The sequence below is a fragment of the Leptothrix mechoopdaensis (SeqCode) genome, from assembly GCF_053893855.1.
On sequence record NZ_CM132699.1, the window covers coordinates 4,893,558 to 4,908,930 of the forward strand.

Annotated in this window: 16 protein-coding genes; 6 read left to right on the forward strand and 10 right to left on the reverse strand. The window is 70.0% G+C overall.

Features of this window, described 5'->3' with window-relative positions; genetic code table 11:
* Positions 1-2 precede the first annotated feature (2 nt).
* Positions 3-323 carry a copper-binding protein gene (locus tag ACWA7K_RS21380; RefSeq protein ID WP_456164104.1) on the reverse strand — a complete coding sequence of 107 codons (321 nt, stop codon included), beginning with the start codon at positions 321-323 and terminating at the stop codon, positions 3-5.
* A 135-nt stretch (positions 324-458) separates the two neighbouring features.
* Between ACWA7K_RS21380 and argB the strand changes: the two genes are divergently transcribed.
* The 5 genes from argB to ACWA7K_RS21405 are packed head-to-tail and all read left to right on the forward strand — an operon-like array spanning position 459 to position 4,193.
* Positions 459-1,379 (forward strand): acetylglutamate kinase, encoded by a 921-nt coding sequence (gene argB, locus ACWA7K_RS21385; protein WP_456164106.1) that lies wholly within the window; start codon positions 459-461, stop codon positions 1,377-1,379.
* Positions 1,376-2,104, forward strand: a complete 729-nt coding sequence (locus ACWA7K_RS21390) for an HAD-IA family hydrolase (protein WP_456164107.1) — start codon at positions 1,376-1,378, stop codon at positions 2,102-2,104. The genes argB and ACWA7K_RS21390 overlap by 4 nt, the downstream gene beginning before the upstream one ends.
* Positions 2,105-2,758, forward strand: a complete 654-nt coding sequence (slmA, locus tag ACWA7K_RS21395) for a nucleoid occlusion factor SlmA (protein WP_456164109.1) — start codon at positions 2,105-2,107, stop codon at positions 2,756-2,758.
* Positions 2,755-3,684 (forward strand): ATP-binding protein, encoded by a 930-nt coding sequence (locus ACWA7K_RS21400; protein ID WP_456164111.1) that lies wholly within the window; start codon positions 2,755-2,757, stop codon positions 3,682-3,684. The genes slmA and ACWA7K_RS21400 overlap by 4 nt, the downstream gene beginning before the upstream one ends.
* Before the next feature lie 14 nt (positions 3,685-3,698).
* The gene (locus tag ACWA7K_RS21405; RefSeq protein ID WP_456164113.1) at positions 3,699-4,193 is read left to right on the forward strand and encodes an NUDIX domain-containing protein; all 495 of its coding nucleotides are present in this window, start codon (positions 3,699-3,701) and stop codon (positions 4,191-4,193) included.
* A gap of 44 nt (positions 4,194-4,237) precedes the next feature.
* Here ACWA7K_RS21405 and ACWA7K_RS21410 read toward each other — a convergent pair whose 3' ends face one another.
* The 6 genes from ACWA7K_RS21410 to pilB all read right to left on the reverse strand — a co-directional run bounded on the left by ACWA7K_RS21410 (position 4,238) and on the right by pilB (position 10,023).
* Positions 4,238-4,444 carry a DNA gyrase inhibitor YacG gene (locus ACWA7K_RS21410; RefSeq protein WP_456164115.1) on the reverse strand — a complete coding sequence of 69 codons (207 nt, stop codon included), beginning with the start codon at positions 4,442-4,444 and terminating at the stop codon, positions 4,238-4,240.
* Between the two features lie 40 nt (positions 4,445-4,484).
* On the reverse strand, positions 4,485-5,240 hold the full coding sequence (gene zapD, locus ACWA7K_RS21415; RefSeq protein WP_456164117.1) for a cell division protein ZapD: 756 nt from the start codon (positions 5,238-5,240) through the stop codon (positions 4,485-4,487).
* A 198-nt stretch (positions 5,241-5,438) separates the two neighbouring features.
* A complete protein-coding gene (gene coaE / locus ACWA7K_RS21420) occupies positions 5,439-6,062 on the reverse strand; it encodes a dephospho-CoA kinase (protein ID WP_456164119.1) in 624 nt (207 codons plus the stop codon).
* Positions 6,047-6,985 (reverse strand): prepilin peptidase, encoded by a 939-nt coding sequence (locus ACWA7K_RS21425; RefSeq protein ID WP_456164121.1) that lies wholly within the window; start codon positions 6,983-6,985, stop codon positions 6,047-6,049. Before ACWA7K_RS21425 ends, coaE begins: the two co-directional genes overlap by 16 nt.
* A gap of 9 nt (positions 6,986-6,994) precedes the next feature.
* Positions 6,995-8,221, reverse strand: a complete 1,227-nt coding sequence (locus ACWA7K_RS21430) for a type II secretion system F family protein (protein ID WP_456164123.1) — start codon at positions 8,219-8,221, stop codon at positions 6,995-6,997.
* A gap of 77 nt (positions 8,222-8,298) precedes the next feature.
* On the reverse strand, positions 8,299-10,023 hold the full coding sequence (pilB, locus tag ACWA7K_RS21435) for a type IV-A pilus assembly ATPase PilB (RefSeq protein WP_456164125.1): 1,725 nt from the start codon (positions 10,021-10,023) through the stop codon (positions 8,299-8,301).
* Between the two features lie 217 nt (positions 10,024-10,240).
* Between pilB and htpG the strand changes: the two genes are divergently transcribed.
* The gene (gene htpG / locus ACWA7K_RS21440; protein WP_456164127.1) at positions 10,241-12,145 is read left to right on the forward strand and encodes a molecular chaperone HtpG; all 1,905 of its coding nucleotides are present in this window, start codon (positions 10,241-10,243) and stop codon (positions 12,143-12,145) included.
* A gap of 27 nt (positions 12,146-12,172) precedes the next feature.
* Here htpG and ACWA7K_RS21445 read toward each other — a convergent pair whose 3' ends face one another.
* The 3 genes from ACWA7K_RS21445 to ACWA7K_RS21455 form a co-directional block, all read right to left on the reverse strand.
* Positions 12,173-13,291, reverse strand: coding sequence for a serine/threonine protein kinase (locus ACWA7K_RS21445; protein ID WP_456164129.1), 1,119 nt, complete (start codon positions 13,289-13,291; stop codon positions 12,173-12,175).
* Between the two features lie 44 nt (positions 13,292-13,335).
* On the reverse strand, positions 13,336-14,286 hold the full coding sequence (locus tag ACWA7K_RS21450) for a DUF2726 domain-containing protein (protein WP_456164131.1): 951 nt from the start codon (positions 14,284-14,286) through the stop codon (positions 13,336-13,338).
* Positions 14,287-14,446: 160 nt separating this feature from the next.
* Complete coding sequence (locus ACWA7K_RS21455) at positions 14,447-15,199, reverse strand: N-acetyltransferase family protein (RefSeq protein WP_456164133.1); 753 nt, start codon at positions 15,197-15,199, stop codon at positions 14,447-14,449.
* Positions 15,200-15,373 lie beyond the last annotated feature (174 nt).

Consider the following 15,373-nt stretch of genomic DNA (forward strand, 5'->3'; position numbering starts at 1 on the left):
TTTCAGCGCACCACGGTCAACCGGGTGACGGTGTAGAGGCCGCCGACCTTGTCGGCATCGAAGCGGACGCGGTCGCCGTTCTTGAGCTGGTCGAGCCACTGGGCGTCGCTGACGCGGTAGGCCATCGCCATCGCCGGCAGGTTCAGCTCGGCGATGGGACCATGCTTGATCGTGACCTTGGCCTGGCCCTTGTCGACCCGCACGACTTCGCCGGCGTGGGTCTGGGCCCGTGCCGGACCGGCCAGGCCGGCGATGACGCCCACCAGCACGGTGGCCAGCGCGGTGCGCCCGAGGCGTCGGCGCAGGGTGTTCGGCAGGGTCATGGCGGTCTCCGGAAACGGGCTGCTCGGCGCGATTGAACCACGGTTGGGCTGGCGGAACGTGTCCCTAGAATCCGCGTCGATCCAGCCGGCCCCGCCGGCCCGAACCGACGCCCCACGCCGCATCCGGAGCCCGCCATGACGACCCCCGCCACCCCGCCGTCCACCACCGTCGACCTGAGCCATGTGCCCGCGCGCGACAAGGCCGAGATCCTGGCCCAGGCGCTGCCCTACATCCGCAAGTTCCACGGCAAGACGCTGGTCATCAAGTACGGCGGCAACGCCATGACCGACCCGGCGCTGCAGGCCGACTTCGCCGAGGACATCGTGCTGCTGAAGCTGGTGGGCATGAACCCGATCGTCGTGCACGGCGGCGGTCCGCAGATCGACGAGGCGCTCAACCGCCTGGGCAAGAAGGGCACCTTCATCCAGGGCATGCGCGTCACCGACGAGGAGACCATGGAGGTGGTCGAGTGGGTGCTCGGCGGCGAGGTCCAGCAGGACATCGTCGGCCTGATCAACGCCGCCGGCGGCAAGGCCGTGGGCCTGACCGGCCGCGACGGCGCCATGATCCGGGCCCGCAAGATGCGCCTGGCCGACCGCGACGATCCGAGCAAGGAACACGACGTCGGCCAGGTCGGCGAGATCGAGTCGATCGACCCGAGCGTGGTCAAGGCGCTGCAGGACGACGCCTTCATCCCCGTCATCAGCCCGATCGGCTTCGGCGAGCACAACGAGAGCTACAACATCAACGCCGACCTGGTCGCCAGCAAGCTCGCCGAGGTGCTGAAGGCCGAGAAGCTGGTGATGCTCACCAACATCAAGGGCGTGCTGGACAAGTCCGGCGAGCTGCTGACCGACCTGACCGCGCGCCGCATCGACGAGCTGTTCGCCGACGGCACCATCAGCGGCGGCATGCTGCCCAAGATCGCCGGCGCGCTGGACGCGGCCAAGAGCGGCGTCAACGCGGTCCACATCGTCGACGGCCGCGTGCCGCATGTGCTGCTGCTGGAGATCCTGACCGACCAGGCCTTCGGCACCATGATCCGGGCCCGGTGACCGCGTCCCAGCGCGGCCGCCGCGCGCCGGTCTGGCTGTTCGACCTGGACCACACGCTGCACGACGCCGGCCCGGCCTTTCGCGGCATCAACGCGGCGATGACCGACTTCATCATGCGCGAGCTGGCGGTCGACCGCGCCGAGGCCGACCGCCTGCGCGGCCACTACTGGGCCCGCTACGGCGCGACCATGCTGGGCCTGATCCGCCACCACGGCGTGCAGGCGCCGCATTTCCTGCGCGACACCCACCGGCTGCCCGGGCTGGAGTCGCAGCTGCGCGCCCATCCGCACGACCTGGCCGCGCTGGCCCGGCTGCCGGGGCGCAAGCTGATCCTGACCAACTCGCCGCGCGCCTATGCCGAGCGGGTGCTCGCCGCGCTGGGGATGCGCCGGCTGTTCGACGGCGTCATCGCGATCGAGCAGATGCGCATGTTCGGCCACTGGCGGCCCAAGCCCGATGCCCGCATGTTCCGCGCGCTGTGCGTCAAGCTGCGCGTGCCGCCGTCGCGCTGCGTGCTGGTCGAGGACACGCTGGTGCACCAGAAATCGGCCCGTTCGGTGGGCCTGCACACGGTCTGGATGCAGCGCTGGCTGCACCCCCGCGGCAGTGGCGCGCACGGACCCGAAGCGGGCCTCGGACTGCGCCGGAAGCCCACATTTGTCTGTGACAGAATCCGCGCCCTGCCAGCCTTGCACCGCATCAGGACAAGCGTCTCGGAGACCTGAATGAACCCCACCCTGCTGGACGACGAGACCCTGCCCGACGGCGGCGACACCGCTGCCGAGGCCGCGCCGACCCGCAAGCGGCCCAAGCCCGGCGAGCGGCGCATCCAGATCCTGCAGACCCTCGCCGGCATGCTCGAACAGCCCGGCGCCGAGCGCATCACGACGGCCGCACTGGCCGCCCGGCTCGAATTCAGCGAGGCCGCCCTCTACCGCCACTTCGCCAGCAAGGCGCAGATGTTCGAGGGCCTGATCGACTTCATCGAGCAGACTGTCTTCACGCTGCTCAACCAGGTGCAGGAACGCGAGAGCGACCCGCGCCTGCAGGTCGCCCGCAGCCTGACGCTGCTGCTGCAGTTCGCCGAGAAGAACCCGGGCATGACCCGCGTGATGGTGGGCGACGCGCTGGTCTACGAACACGAGCGCCTGATCGTGCGCATGAACCAGTTCTTCGACCGCGTCGAGTCGCAACTGCGCATCAGCCTGCGCGCGGCAGCCGATGCCCGCGGCTCGCTGACCCCGACGGTGGACGCCAGCGCGCAGGCCTCCGCCCTGGTCGCCTTCGTGCTGGGCCGCCTGCAGCGCTACGCCCGCTCGGGCTTCAAGCGCAGCCCGACCGAACACCTTGAGGCGACGCTGCACCTGCTCGTTCCATGACCGACGTCACCCAACTGATCGCCCGCGCCGAAGCCCTGCTCGGCCGTCTCGAAGCCATCCTGCCGGCGCCGGCCCGGGCGCCCGACTGGTCCGCGTCGATCGCCTTCCGCTACCGCAAGCGGGGCGCCAGTGGCGTCATCGAGCCGGTGCGCCATGTCGGGGCGATGAAGCTGTCCGCGCTGCAGGAGGTCGACACGCAGAAGGAGCGCCTGCGCCGCAACACCGAGCAGTTCGTGCATGGCCGGCCGGCCAACAACGTGCTGCTGACCGGCGCGCGCGGCACCGGCAAGAGTTCGCTGATCAAGGCCTGCCTGAACGAGTTCGCGCCGCAGGGGCTGCGCCTGATCGAGGTCGACAAGGCGGATCTCACCGACCTGCCCGACCTGGTCGACCTGGTCGCCGAACGCAGCGAGCGGTTCATCATCTACTGCGACGACCTCAGCTTCGACGAGGGCGAGCCGGGCTACAAGGCGCTGAAGTCGATCCTGGACGGCACCGTCGCGCAGGCCAGCGACAACGTGCTGATCTACGCGACCAGCAACCGCCGCCACCTGCTGCCCGAGCGCATGAAGGACAACCTCGAGTCGACCTACACGGAAGACGGCGAGCTGCACCCGGGCGAGGCGGTCGAGGAGAAGGTCTCGCTGTCCGAGCGCTTCGGCCTGTGGATCAGCTTCTACCCGTTCAGCCAGCGCGAGTACCTGGCGATCGTGGCGCAGTGGCTGCGCCATTTCGGGCTGGACGAACAGGCCATCGAGGCCGCGAAGCACGAGGCGCTGGTCTGGGCGCTGGAACGTGGCTCGCGCTCGGGCCGTGTCGCCTTCCAGTTCGCCCGCGACCATGCCGGCCGCGAGCGCGACGGTGAGGCCGCCATGCCGGCCCATGTGCCGATCGGCGACTACATCCGCGGCAACCCGGCGGCCTGAGGCCCGTGCCGTCGATGTCGAAGGACCGTGACGCCACCCCGCCGCTGGTCGCCCCCGGCGCCGAAGGGTTGCCGGCGCGCGAGCCGGTGCATGTCGCCGTGGGCGTGCTGATCGAGCGCGAGGCCGATGGCGGCGAAGGCCGTTTCCTGCTGACCTCGCGTCCGGCCGGCAAGGTCTACGCCGGCTACTGGGAGTTCCCGGGCGGCAAGCTCGAAGCCGGTGAGAGCGTCGAGCAGGCCTTGCGCCGCGAGCTGCACGAGGAGATCGGCATCGACATCGGCGCGGCCCATGCGTGGCGCGAGATCGAGGTCGACTACCCGCACGCGCGGGTCCGGCTGCACTTCTGCAAGGTGTTCGACTGGACTGGCGAGTTCCAGATGCGCGAGGCCCAGACGATGGCCTGGCAGCGTCTGCCGGTCGATGTCCGCCCGGTCCTGCCGGGCACGATCCCGGTGCTGCAGTGGCTGGCCGAGGAACGTGGCCAGGTCGGGCCGACCCACGCGGACTGACCTTTCTGGCTTGAAGTCGCCGGCCTGAAGGCGCCGGCCGAGGCTCAGTCGGGCGCGTCTTCCGCCTTCGGCGGCGGGGCCTCGACCCGGTAGTCCTCGGCCGCCCAGGCGCCCATGTCGATCTGCTTGCAGCGTTCGCCGCAGAACGGCCGGTACGGGTTGTCGCGGCGGTAGAGGGTCGGGCGACGGCAGGTCGGGCAGGGCACGGTCGGCCCGGCGGCGGCAGGGGTGGGGGGCGTGGGCGTGTTCATGGTCTGCGCCGGATTGTCGGTGCCGGGCGGCGCGTGTTGATCAGGCGCAGAGCGAGACCTCGAGCGCCACGTCCTCGACGACGTTGCGCAGCCGGCAGTCGGCATCGGCGCGCATCAGCCGCACCACCAGCATCAGCCGGTTGCCGCTCAGTTCGGGGACCATGCCCAGCTCGTCGGGCACGTGGATCCGGGCGAGCTGGAAGTTGCGGCCGGCCGGCAGGCTCATCTGGAGGTGACCGCCGCGCGCGAGCTGGCCGGTGCGCAGACCGGATTCGCGCAGCAGTTCCAGCGCGACGGTGCAGGCCTGCGCCAGCGGCTCCAGCGTCGACAGCCAGCGCTGCAGGTCGGCGCGACGCGTCTCGGCCGATTCGGCCTGCCAGGCGGCGTAGGCCGGCAGGTCGAAGGCACAGGTGCCGCCGGGGATGCCGATGCGGCTGCGCACGCTCATCAGGAAATCGTTGGCGGTCAGCGCCTGACCGGCCTTGCCGCTGGTCTGGCCGAGCCGCTGGTGTGCCAGGTCGATGCGGCGGATCGCGCGGTCCAGCGCCGCCTCGGAGATCGCCGGATTGCCGCGGTAGCCGGCCAGCGTCTGGCGCTGGCGTTCGAGGTCCTGGAGCAGTTCGAGCTTGAGGTCGGCGCGCGAGGTCACGTCCATGATCTCGAACAGCGTCGACAGCGCGTAGTGGTGGTCCACCACCCCGGCGCGGGCGACCAGCTCGGCCAGCCGCGTCAGCAGGTGTTCCAGGCGCAGCCAGGTGCGGACGCTCTCGTTGAACGGGTACTCGAAGGTGGACACGATGCGGCTGCTTCCGGACGTCGGCGGGGGCGGCGCGGACGGTCCGCGCTGCAGCCGGAATTGTTCCACAGGGTTCTGTTCAGGAAGGCCGTGATGCGGGTTGCGCCGCATGCATCGGCGGTCCGTTCGTGCTTGGCTTTTCGATACTTGCCGGATCGGGCGGTGCTTTGCGCGCCGGACCGGCTGGGCCGCCAGGGCTCAGTCGCCGACCCAGCGCGACCAGATCGCGTCGACCTCGGCGCGCAGCGCGTCCAGCCCGATGCCGTCGTTGAGGATCACCGCATCGGCCACCGCCCGGCGGGCCTCGCGGCTGGCCTGCGCGGCGATCACCGCGCGCACCTGCGCCTCGGGCCAGCCGTTGCGCTGCATCACCCGGGCGACCTGGGTCTCGACGCTGCAGTCGACCACCAGCACGTGATGGACCTGCTCGCGCCAGCGGCCGGACTCGACCAGCAGCGGCACGTCGAAGACACGCACCTGACCGGGCGCGCCGGCGTCGGCGCGGGCCTGGGTCAGGCGCCGGATCATCGGGTGCAGGATGGCTTCGAGCGCCACCTTGGCGGCCGGTTCGGCGAAGACACGTTCGCGCATCCGGGTCCGGTCCAGCGCGCCATCCGCGCCGATCATGTCGGCGCCGAAGCGTTCGGCGATCGGTGCCAGCGCCGCCCCGCCCGGAGCCGTCAGCTCGCGGGCCAGCGCGTCGGTGTCGACCAGGCAGGCACCCTTGTCGACCAGTATGGCCGCGACCGTGCTCTTGCCGCTGCCGATGCCACCGGTCAGGCCGATGCGCAACGGCCGTGCGGGGATCAGTTTGGCAGCCACCAGCGCATCAGCTGGGCGCCGAAGAACATCGACGCGAAGCCGCCGCCGGCCAGGTAGGGACCGAACGGGATCGGCACGTCGCGGCGGTGGTTGCGGGCCACGATCAGGAAGATGCCGACCGCCGCGCCGACCGCCGAGGCCAGCAGGATGATCGGCAGCAACTGCGACACGCCCAGGAGCGCGCCCAGCGCGGCCATCAGCTTGAAGTCGCCTTCGGCCATGCCACGCACGCCGCGCAGCGCCGCATAGAGCGCCGTGATGCCCCACAGCGAGCCGTAGCCCCACAGCACGCCGAGGGCCGCATCGGCCAGGCTGACCGGCGTCCAGCCCAGCCAGGAGGCCAGCAGCCCCCAGGCGAGCAGCGAGTAGGTCAGGCTGTCGGGCAGCAGCGTGGTGTCGAGGTCGATCAGCGCCATCGCGATCAGCAGCGCGGCGGCCACGCAGTACACCGCCGTCAGCGCGGTCGGGCCGAAGGTCGCGGCGATCAGACCGAAGGCCAGCGCCGTACCGGCCTCGACCAGCGGGTAGCGGGCGGAGATCGGCACGCCGCAGGCCGCGCAACGGGCCCGCAGCACGAGCCAGCTGATCACCGGGATGTTGTGGAACCAGCGCAGCGTCGTGCCGCAGGCGGGGCAGCGCGAACGCGGCTGCGACAGCGTCAGCGGCGGCAGGGCTTCCAGCGACTGCCCGAGCGCCTCACCGGCGGCACCGTAGCGCGCCAGCGCCGCCTCGTCGGCCGCCGCGCCGAGCGTGCGCTGCAGCGTCGGACGGTCCTGCAGCAGCGCCTGCACATCGGCCAGCCAGGCCCGTTCCATCATCGGCGGCAGCCGGTGGACGACGACGTTGAGAAAACTGCCGATGCACAGGCCGAGCAGGGCCATCACCGGCGCGGACAGCCAGATGTCTTGAGAGGGAAAGATCATGGGGACGGGTCAGACCACCTGGCCAAGCTTGAAGATCGGCAGGTACATCGACACGACGATGCCGCCGATGACGGTGCCCAGCACGACGATGATGATGGGTTCCATCAGCGTGGACAGGCCCTTGACGGCCTCGTCGACTTCCTGCTCGTAGAAGTCGGCGACCTTGCTGAGCATCTGGTCGAGCGAGCCGGATTCCTCGCCGATCGAGCTCATCTGCAGCACCATGTTCGGGAACACCTGGGTGGCCTGCATCGCGCTGGTCAGCGCCGCGCCGGTGGCGACGTCGCGCTGGATGTCCTCGGTCGCGGCCGCGAAGACCGCGTTGCCGGCGGCACCGCCGACCGAGTCGAGCGCCTCGACCAGCGGCACGCCCGCGGCGAACATCGTCGACAGCGTGCGCGACCAGCGCGCCACCGCCGCCTTGTGGACCAGCGGGCCGAAGATCGGCACCTTCAGCATCATGCGGTCGACCGCCATCTGGAACTTCTCGGACCGGCGCCAGCTCTGCACCGTCATGTAGATCGCCCCGCCGATGCCGCCGAAGATCGCGAACCAGTAGTCGACGAAGAACTCGGACATCGCGATGACCGCCAGCGTCGGTGCCGGCAGGTCGGCGCCGAAGGACTTGAAGATGTCCTTGAACGACGGGATCACGAAAATCATGATCACCGAGATCACGATGAAGGCGACCACCAGCACGGCGATCGGGTAGATCAGCGCCGAGCGGATCTTGTTCTGCAGCTCGATGGTCTTTTCCTGGTACGTCGCCAGGCGTTCCAGCAGCGTCTCCAGGATGCCGGCCTGCTCGCCGGCCTCGACCAGATTGCAGTACAGCGCGTCGAACTGCAGCGGGTGCTTGCGGAAGGCGCCCGACAGGCTGGTGCCGGTCTCCACGTCGCTGCGGATGTCGGTCAGCATGCGCGTCAGGCGCGGGTTGGAACTGCCGCGCGAGACGATGTCGAAGGCCTGCAGCAGCGGCACGCCGGCCTTCAGCATCGTCGCCAGCTGGCGGGTGAAGACGGCGATGTCCTTGCCCTTGATCGACTTGCCGCCCGAGATCCGGCGCTTCTTGACCTTGGTGACCAGGATGCCCTGACGCCGCAGGCTGGCGCTGACCATGGCTTCGCCACCGGCACGCATCTCGCCCCGCACGGCCTTGCCGTTGCGGTCGCGGCCTTCCCACTCGAAGACGAAGTCCTTGATCTTCTTGCCTGTTGCGGCAGCGGCTGTGGCCATCGTTACTCCGTGAGCCTCTTCATGCGGGTCGTCTTCATCGCGGCGTGGGGCGGTGGGCGGTCAGCGGGCACGGGGCCTCACTGGTTGGTCACCGAGATCACTTCCTCGAGCGTGGTGTGGCCGTGCCGGACCTTGACCAGCCCGGACTGGCGCAGGTCGCGCACGCCGTCGCGCAGGGCCTGTTCGGCGATGTCGAGCGCGGTGCCCTCGGCCAGGATCACCCGCTGGATCTGTTCGGTGATCGGCATGACCTGGTAGATGCCGACCCGGCCGCGGTAGCCGTTGCTGCAGGCCGAGCAGCCGACCGCCTTGTACGGCTTCCAGCTGCCGTCGACGTCCTCGGGCCGGTAGCCGGCGCGCAGCAGCGCCTCGCGCGGGTATTCGGCCGGGGCCTTGCAGTTCTCGCACAGCCGGCGCGCCAGGCGCTGGGCCGAGATCAGGATGATGCTGGAGGCGATGTTGAACGGCGGCACGCCCATGTTGAGCAGCCGCGTCAGCGTCGTCGGCGCGTCGTTGGTGTGCAGCGTCGACAGCACCAGGTGGCCGGTCTGCGCCGCCTTGATCGCGATGTCGGCGGTCTCCAGGTCGCGGATCTCGCCGACCATGATGATGTCCGGGTCCTGCCGCAGGAAGGCCTTCAGCGCGGTGGCGAAGTTCATCCCGGCCTTGTCGTTGACGTTGACCTGGTTGATGCCCGGCAGGTTGATTTCGGCCGGATCCTCGACGGTGGAGATGTTGACGCCCGGCTGGTTCAGGATGTTCAGGCAGGTGTAGAGCGACACCGTCTTGCCCGAGCCGGTCGGGCCGGTGACGAGGATCATCCCGTAGGGCCGGCGGATGGCGCCCATCAGGCGCTCCTTCTCCTCGCGCTCGTAGCCCAGCGCGTCGACGCCGAGCTTGGCCGAGGACGGGTCCAGGATCCGGATGACGATCTTCTCGCCGAACAGCGTGGGCAGCGTGCTGATGCGGAAGTCGATCGCGCGGTTGCCGAACTTCAGCTTCATGCGGCCGTCCTGCGGCACGCGCTTCTCGGCGATGTCCAGCCGGCTGATGACCTTGATGCGCGAGGCCAGCTTGTCCTTGATCGCCACCGGCGGCTGCGTGATCTCGCGCAGCTCGCCGTCGATCCGGAAGCGCACCCGGTAGGTCTGCTCGTAGGGCTCGAAGTGCAGGTCCGAGGCGCGCATGTTGATCGCGTCGATCAGCATCTTCTGCAGGAAGCGCACGACCGGCGCGTCCTCGACGTCGGCGACGACGTCCTCGTCCGGCTTGGCGTTCGGGTCCTGTTCCTCGACGTCGAACTCGAAGTCGCCCGAGACGATGCTCTCGAGCGCCTCGGTGGCCGAGGTGTTCTTCGCGTCGACGATCTTCAGCAGCTTGTCGTATTCGACCAGCACCCATTCCGGCGTCAGCTGGGTCGCGAACTTGATGCGGTCGACCGCCTCCTGGTCGGTCGGATCGGCGCCGCCGATGAACAGCCGGTTGCCGCGCTTGCCCAGCACCAGCACCTGGTACTGGCTCAGCGTGCGGGCATCGACCAGGTTCTGCGGCAGCTTCTGGGTGTCGACCGCGTCCAGGTCGACCAGCGGCACCGCCAGCGCATGCGACAGCGTGTGGGCCAGGTCATAGGACGACATCGCGTTGGCGCCGATCGCGGCGGCCACGAAGCTGCGGCGCTGGTCGCGGGCGAGCTTGGCGATGTCCTCGGCCGTCCGGGCGTTGAGCTTGCCGGCATTGACCAGGATGCGCGCGACTCCCGAGAGGGAGCTTTGCGGGGCTTCTGACAGGGTTTCGGCAGCCACGGAGGGGGACGGTGAGCGATCGCGTTGCGGGGAGGGGCGGGCGCGTAGCGCGCCAGGACGGAATCGATGATCCGTGATCAGGTCCGGACTGTAAATCGGCGCCGCACCCCCGGAAGGCGGGCGACCCTTGAAAAACCGCCGCCCGCCCACATTCCCGGGAGGCCGGGATCGTGATCCCGCCCCCTCCTCCCACGAACCGTTCCCGAGTACACGCACCATGGACAAGAAGACGCTGTCGTTCCAGGCCGAGGTCAAGCAGCTGCTGCACCTCGTCACACATTCGCTGTATTCCAACAAGGAGATCTTCCTGCGCGAGCTGGTCTCCAACGCCTCCGACGCCTGCGACAAGCTGCGCTTCGAGGCGCTCGACAACGCCGCGCTGTACGAGGACGCGCCCAACCTCGAGGTCCGCATCTCCTACGACAAGGAAGGGCGCCGCATCGTCATCAGCGACAACGGCATCGGCCTGTCGCAGCAGGAGGCGATCGACCACCTGGGCACCATCGCCAAGAGCGGCACGAAGGAGTTCATGAGCAAGCTCGAAGGCGAGCAGGCCAAGGACGCCAACCTGATCGGCCAGTTCGGCGTGGGCTTCTACTCGGGCTACATCGTGGCCGACCGCATCACGGTGGAAAGCCGCCGCGCCGGCCTGCCGGCCAGCGAGGGCGTGCGCTGGAGCAGCGAGGGCACCGGCGACTTCGAGGTCGAGACGATCCATCGCGAGCGCCGCGGCACCGACATCATCCTGCACCTGCGCGAGGGCGAGGACGAGTTCCTCAGCCTGTGGCGCCTCAAGAGCATCGTCGGCAAGTACTCCGACCACATCTCGCTGCCCATCCTGATGCGCAAGGAGGAGTGGGACGGCGAGGCCGGCCAGCACGTCCAGAAGGACGAGTGGGAGACCGTCAACAAGGCCGCCGCGCTGTGGGCGCGCAGCAAGAGCGACGTCACCGACGCCGAATACAAGGCCTTCTACGAGCAGCTGACCTACGACAGCACCCCGCCGCTGGCCTACACGCACAACCGCGTCGAGGGCCGCAGCGAGTACACCCAGCTGCTCTACATCCCCGCCAAGGCGCCGTTCGACCTGTGGAACCGCGACAAGCGCGGCGGCGTCAAGCTCTACGTCAAGCGCGTCTTCATCATGGACGACGCCGAGGCGCTGATGCCGGTCTACCTGCGCTTCGTCAAGGGCGTGATCGACTCGGCCGACCTGCCGCTGAACGTCAGCCGCGAGCTGCTGCAGGAGAGCCGCGACGTCAAGGCGATCCGCGAGGGCTCGACCAAGCGCGTCCTGTCGATGCTGGAGAACCTGGCCGACAGCACCGACGAGCAGACCGCCGCCGACGACAAGGCCAAGTACGCCGAGTTCTGGAAGGCGTTCGGCTCGGTGCTGAAGGAAGGCATCGGCGAGGACCACGCCAACCAGGAGCGCCTGGCCAAACTGCTGCGTTTTGCCTCCACGCAGGCCGACGAGGGCGTCTCGTTCGCCGACTACGTCAGCCGCATGAAGGAAGGCCAGGAGGCCATCTACTACATCACCGCCGACACGCTGGCCGCCGCGAAGAACAGCCCGCAGCTGGAGATCTTCAAGAAGAAGGGCATCGAGGTCCTGCTGCTGACCGACCGGGTCGACGAGTGGATGCTCAGCCACCTGCACGAGTTCGACGGCCACGAGCTGCAGAGCGTCGCCAAGGGCGCCGTCGACCTGGGCAAGCTGCAGGACGAGGACGAGAAGAAGCAGGCCGAGGCTGCCGCCGAGACCTTCAAGCCGACGCTCGACCGCATCCGCGCGGCGCTCGAAGGCCGTGCCAAGGACGTGCGCGTGACCACCCGCCTGGTCGATTCGCCGGCCTGCCTGGTCGCCGAGGAAGGCGACATGAGCGGCCACCTCGCCCGCCTGCTCAAGCAGGCCGGCCAGAGCGCGCCTGCCAGCCAGCCGGTGCTGGAGGTCAACGCCGAGCACCCGCTGGTCCGCAAGCTGGCGGCCATCCCCGAGGGCGAGGCGCGCTTCGGCGAGCTGGCGCAGGTGCTGTTCGATAACGCCCTGCTGGCCGAGGGTGGGCACCTGGACGACCCGGCCGCGCACGTGCGGCGGATCCAGTCGCTCATCCTGGGCTGAGCCTGGATTGGGCCCGGGCTTGAGCCTTCAGGCCACCAGCGGCCGCTCGGCCATCGCTGCCAGCTGCTCCTGCAGCTGGGTGGCCTGCTGGGCCCAGTAGGACGGGCTGTCGAAGTTCGGGAAGGCGATCGGGAAGGCCGGGTCTTCCCATCGCCGCGCGATCCAGTGGCTGTGCAGGATCAGCCGCAGCGTGCGCAGCGGCTCGATCAGCGCCAGCTCGCGGCGGTCGAACTCGCGCAGCGTCTCGTAGCCGTCCAGCAGCGCGCCGAGCTGCGCCTGCATCTCGTGGCGGCTGCCGCCGAGCAGCATCCACAGGTCCTGCACCGCCGGGCCGGTGACGGCATCGTCGAGGTCGACGAAGTGCGGTCCCGCCGGCGTCCACAGCAGGTTGCCGACATGGCAGTCGCCGTGGACCCGCAGCAGCGCCAGTCCGGGCGTCGCGGCCAAGGCCTCGTCGACGGCATCGAGCGCCTGCACGGCAACCCGCTGCCAGGGTTCGAACGCGCCCGCCGGGATCCACGGGTTGCCGGCCAGGCTGGCCACCGCCGCGCGCGCCCGCGCCGTGCCGTCGAAGCCCAGCCGGTGCGTGAACGGCCGACGCTCGCCGACCTGGTGCAGGCGGGCCAGGAAACGGCCGATCCACTCCAGCACCGCCGGATCCTCCAGTTCGGGCGAACGCCCGCCGCAGCGCGGTGCAACCGCGTAGCGCCAGGTGGGCGAGGCGGCATCGGCTGCCCATTGCGCCAGCGTCGGCGGCCGGCCGTGCAGCGCGGCCGGGCTCAGCGTCGTCGCGGCGGCGTCCGGCGCGGTCAGCACCAGCGGGGCGACCGCCGGCACCTCGGCCTCGGCCAGTTCGAGCGCGAAGCCGTGTTCCTCCAGGATCTGCGCGTCGCTCCAGCGACCGGCCCGGTAGAACTTCGCCACCACGATGCGGCCGTCCTCCAGGTGGATCTGGAACACCCGGTTCTCGTAGGAATTGAGCTGCAGGATGCGGCCGTCGCCGCGCAGGCCGGCCGCGTCGAGCGCGTCCAGCACCACGTCGGGGGTCAGGCCGGCATAGGGAAGATCGGCCACATGCCCCGGGTAGGAGGCGGGACTGGGGGGGCTGACGTTGCCGTCGGGGCCGTCATCGGGGTCGCGGTGCATGCCGGCATCGTAGGCCAGCGACTGCGACAGCTTGCGCGACAGCCTCAGCGCCGGCCGATGATGTGGCCGCCGGTGTCGCCGGTCAGGCCGCTGGTGCCGAAGTCCTCGCTGCGCCGGATCCGTCCGCCCGTGCCGCTGCGGGGCACGCTCGGGCTGCTCGCCGTGCGGGGGTCCTCGACCAGGCCGATCGTCGGTCGACGGCCGGACGTCGGCCCGGACGACTCGCGGATGCCCGAAGGCGCGCCGACCAGGCTGCTGGCCGTGCCGCTGCCGCCGCCGAGCCAGCCGCCCGAGCTGTCCTCGCCGAGCGGATCGCGCTGGCTTTCCGGCGCGAAGAACGAGTCGCCCGAGAAGCCCGATTCGTACCACTGCGAGCCGCCCGAGCCGGCCGCGCCGGTGCCGGACCGCAGCGTGTGCGCCAGCGTCGTGCGCGGGCGGTCGGGGTTGTCGCTGAGATGGCGCGGCACCAGCGGCCGGCTGGCCTCGGCCGGGTTGGGCACCAGCATCTGCAGCTCGGCGGCGCTGGGCAGGTGATCGGTGCGGCACTTCACGTAGCGCACGCGACAGGCTTCGAGCACCGCCTGCTTGATCACCGCATGGCGCTTGGGCGCCGGGCGGTCAGGCCGTTCGATGTCGAGCGCGGCCAGCACGCGGCCGTTCTCGGCGCACACCACGAAGCTGACGTGGATGGGACCGAGCAGCTTGAACCAGTAGGCCAGCTCGTCGCGGTTCTGCGGCTGGCTGAAGCGCACCAGCGGCACCTTGGCCAGCACCGTGTGGTGCGGCAGGGCGGTGCGCAGCTGGCGGAACAGCGCGCGTTCCTCGGTCGAGAAGATCGGCCGCTGGACCAGTGGCCATTCGGCGGGCAGATCCGGCTGGCGCGGGCCCCGGGGGGCGCCCTTGCCCGGTCGGCGCCACAGCAGCAGACCGGCCAGCACCAGCAGGGTGACGGCCGTGAGGGCGATCGCGACGGAGATCCAGACGTTCGGGTGCATGGCGGCAGGCTAGGGCTGGCGGAAGGCCGGCGTATGGCCCGATGTTAGGGGCCGACCCTGCTTCGCCCTATCCCGGGTCCGGGTGCGCCTTGAACCGGCAACGCACGCGAATCCATCGCGAAGTTCCGGCGAAAACGGGCACCTGCCGTGCCCCCGCGGCTCACTGGCTGGCGATGACCCGGCGGCGGGCATAGAGGCGTCGCACCTCCATCACCAGCGTCAGCGCCCAGCCGATCTGGCGGGCCTGCTGCTTGAGCCGGTAGTTGAGCGCCGACGCCCGGTCGGCGATCAGCTCCTCGACCTGCGAGGCGACGCTGAGCGGCGGCAGTTCGAGCCACGCCTCGGCCTCGCCGCCTTCGCGCTGGACCCGTGCGCCGGCCTTGCGGGCGATCCACAGCATCGCGGTGTTCTCGCTCAGCGCGTGGATCATCATCCGGTGCACGCCCTCGTTGCGGGCATGCCGGGCCGCATGCGCGAACAGCCGCTCGCCATAGCCGCGACCGCGCGCATGGCGGCTGACCGACACGGCGAACTCGATCATCGGTTCGGGCTCGGCCGGCGCCTCGTCACCGGCCGGCAGGTCCCAGCCGATCTGGTCGGGCATCAGCCGGGCCAGCTGCGAGGTCGCCACCAGCTGCAGCCGGCGGTTGAAGATGCCGAACAGCTCGTCGCGCTGGAAATCGAGCGCCTTGACGAACGCGACGATGCGGTCGTCGCTGGCCGGGTAGCCGAAGCGCAGGTAACGATCGCGCTCGTCCAGCCCCAGCAGATGCTTCAGGATCCCCGGCCGATGCCGCTCCGTCAGGCGCCGGATCGGCACGAAGCGCCACAGGCGACGACGGCGGACGGGCCGCTCGGCAACGTCGGCATCGGGCGCCGTCGGGCGGGTCAGGAGCGTTCGGAGGGACTGCATGGGCGCAATTCTAGGGGTTTACCCTAGATCGCTTTGCTTCGGCTCCCGCAAGGCCCGCCGGGCGGCGGGAACTTGGCACGTCAGGAATGCACGCGAGGGCTGGTTGGGGCGACCAACGCCAGGCGTCGGAGTCGATGCTGGCGGTCAGGCGGTTGACCGCCTCGCAACAAGGCC